The following is a 3,229-nucleotide window of genomic DNA, read 5'->3' as shown; positions in this document are numbered from 1 at the left end:
TCTGGGGCCGGCGGCGGGGGCGGATCGGGGCGCCCGGGCCGCGAGACTCTGCGGCTGTTCGTGCGCAACAAGGCCGCTGTGGCGGGCGTGGTGATGCTCGTCGGGATCGTGTTCATGACGGTCGCCGGCCCGCGGATCTACGACAACGACCCCAAGCACATCGTGGCGATTCCGCTCACCGGTCCCGGAGAGTTGGAAGAGGCCCGGCTGGGCACCGACTACCTGGGGCGGGACGTGCTGGCGGGCGTCATCGGCGGCGGCACGACCAGCCTGACAGTGGCTGCCATGGCGGCCGCGATGGTGCTCGTGATCGGCGTCAGCATCGGCGCGCTCGCCGGCTACTACGGCGGCTGGCTCGACAGCGCCCTCATGCGCTTCACCGAGTTCTTCCAAGTGCTGCCCGCTCTGCTGTTCGCGATGGTGCTGGTGGCCCTGTTCGAGCCCTCGATGTGGACGATCTCGTTCGCCATCGGCGTGGTGGCGTGGCCAGGGATCGCCCGTATCACCCGAGCGGAGTTCCTGAGGCTGAAGAACCTGGAGTTCGTGCGGTCTGCCCGAGCTGTGGGAGCCACGGACTGGCGCATCATTCGCAAGGTGGTGTTCCCGAATGCGCTGCCACCGCTGATCGTGTCGGCCACGCTCATCATGGGCACGGCAATCCTGTTCGAGGCTGGGCTGGCGTTTCTGGGCCTCGGTGATCCCAACACCACGAGCTGGGGCTTGATGATCGGACTGAACCGCGGGAACTTCTTGACGGCGTGGTGGTCGGTGACCTTCCCCGGCCTGGCGATCTTCTTCACGGTGCTGAGCTTCAGCCTCATCGGCGATGGGCTGCAGGACGCCTACAACCCCAAGCTGCGGGGACGCTGATCGATGAGTACGAGCGACGCAGGAGGCGGGAACACCGCGGCAGCCGCGACCGACGGGAACGGTGCGGCGCCGAGGCTGCGTGTACAGGGGCTGACCGTCGGCTTCGACGACTTCGTTGCCGTCAGCGACGTGTCCTTCGAATTGCACGACGGCGCCACCTTGGCGGTGGTGGGCGAATCGGGGTCAGGCAAGTCCGTCACGGCGCTGTCGATCATGCGCCTCATCGAGATCGGCACCCGGGCGGAGATCCGCAGCGGTGAGGTGCTGTTCCGCCACGACGACGGCAGCGTCGACGACCTGCTGCAGCTGCCCGAACCGCAGATGCGATCGATCCGGGGCGATCGCATCTCGATGATCTTCCAGGAGCCGCTCACCAGCCTCAACCCCGTCTATACCGTCGGCAGCCAGATCGGCGAGGCGCTGCGGCTCCACCGCGGCATGAATCGCAGCGAGGCTCGCGAGCGCACCCTGGAAATGCTGAACCGCGTGCGCATCCCCGACGCGGCCCGCCGGATCGACCAGTACCCCCACGAGATGTCGGGAGGAATGCGTCAGCGGGTGATGATCGCCATGGCGCTGGCGTGCGACCCGGCGATCCTGATCGCGGACGAGCCCACCACCGCGCTCGACGTGACAATCCAGGCACAGATCCTCGCCCTGATCGCCGAGATGCAGCGCGAGACCGGCGCGGCCGTGCTGATCATCACCCACGACATGGGCGTCGTTGCGGAGATCGCCGACGAGGTGGTCGTGATGCAGCAGTCGCGATTGGTCGAGCGGGGCCAAGTCTCAGACATCTTCGAGCGGCCGAGCGAGCCCTACACGCAGTCGCTGCTGGCAGCGGTGCCGCGCCTCGGGTCGATGGCCGGCGTCGAGGCCCCGCAGCGTTTCGACCTGATCGATCCCGATGCATTGGCAGCGGCTGCCACCCCGGCGATGGACAGCGGCGGGGGCGCGGACTCGTGACGCAGCACGATGCCGCCGCACCGATTGTCGAGGTCGAGGCGCTCACCAAGCATTTCCCAGCCAGTCGTGGCGCCCGCGTCCACGCCGTGGAGCAGGTGAGCCTGCACATCGATCGAGGGGAGACGCTGGCTGTGGTGGGCGAGAGCGGCTGTGGCAAGTCGACGCTCGCCTACCTCATCATCCGCCTGCTGAATCCGACCAGCGGCATCATCCGGCTCGACGGCGCCGACATCACGAACCTCGGGCCGCGAGCGCTGCGGCCTCACCGGCGCAAGGCGCAGATCGTTTTCCAGGATCCCTTTGCCAGCCTGGATCCCCGCCGCACTGTGGGCAAAGCGATTGCGGAGCCACTCGAGATCCATCGTGCCGTGCCCAAGCGCGAGATCAATGACGTGGTCGCCGACCTGCTGCGACGGGTCGGCATGTCGCCCGACGACATGCGCCAGTACCCGCACCAATTCTCCGGGGGTCAGCGGCAGCGCATCTGCATCGCCCGGGCCTTGGCGCTGCGACCCGAGCTGGTCATCGCCGATGAAGCCGTGTCCGCGCTGGACGTCTCGATCCAGGCGCAGGTCATCAACCTGATGATGGACCTGCAGGACGAGATGGGCCTGTCGTACCTGTTCATCAGCCACGACCTCGCCGTGGTGGAGCGGATCGCCCACCGGGTGGGCGTGATGTACCTCGGCCAGATCGTGGAGCTGGGTTCGCGCCGGGCAATCTTCGAGAACCCCATGCACGACTACACCAAGCGGTTGCTCGACGCAGTGCCGATCGCCGATCCGGCTCGTCGCCGGACCGATCGATCGGTGCAGACCGACGAGGTTCCCAGCCCGGTCTTCGAAGCCGGTACCGCCCCCGAGCCCGTGACCTTGGTGGAAGTGGAGCCGGGACACCTCGTGGCGCAAGCCACGAGCGACCAGCCCAGCGTCGCGCAAGAGGAGCATGTCTGATGGGAACGAACCAACCGTTCGTGATCTACCCGGCTCGGCGGGTCATCACCATCAACCCCGCATATCCCTTCGGCGAAGCCGTGGCAGTGGCCGGCGACCGCATCCTGGGCGTCGGCAGCACCGACGAGCTGGCGTCGTGGGGCGAGCACCGCATCGACGATTGCTTTGCAGAGCACGTGATCATGCCCGGCTTTGTCGAGGCCCATTGCCATGTGATGTCAGGCGGCCTGTGGAACTCCACGTACGTCGGCTACTTCGACCGGCGCGACCCCCAGGGATTGCTGTGGCCGGGCTGTACGTCGATCGACGATGTGCTCGAACGGTTGGCCAAGGCCGCAGCTGACATGAGCGACGATTCCCAGACGCTGCTGGCGTGGGGCCTCGACCCCATCTACTTCCCAGGCGAGCGGCTCGTGGCCAGCCACTTGGACACGGTGACC

General features: G+C 67.2%; 1 protein-coding gene and 2 pseudogenes. All 3 read left to right on the top strand.

What is annotated here, in order from left to right; all coding sequences use genetic code 11:
• A partial coding sequence (locus tag VI480_RS00210) for an ABC transporter permease (RefSeq protein ID WP_323670793.1) occupies window positions 1-870 on the top strand: 870 nt, incomplete at its 5' end.
• Between the two features lie 3 nt (window positions 871-873).
• Window positions 874-2,789, top strand: a pseudogene (locus VI480_RS15450) (dipeptide ABC transporter ATP-binding protein).
• A pseudogene (locus tag VI480_RS00195) lies at window positions 2,789-3,229 on the top strand (amidohydrolase); the annotation flags it as partial. The pseudogenes VI480_RS15450 and VI480_RS00195, both read left to right, overlap by 1 nt.

This window comes from Candidatus Poriferisodalis multihospitum, assembly GCF_028283155.1.
GTDB lineage: Bacteria > Actinomycetota > Acidimicrobiia > Acidimicrobiales > Poriferisodalaceae > Poriferisodalis > Poriferisodalis multihospitum.
The sequence above is the reverse complement of the archived record's forward strand: the minus strand, read 5'-3'. Positions and strand labels throughout refer to the sequence as shown.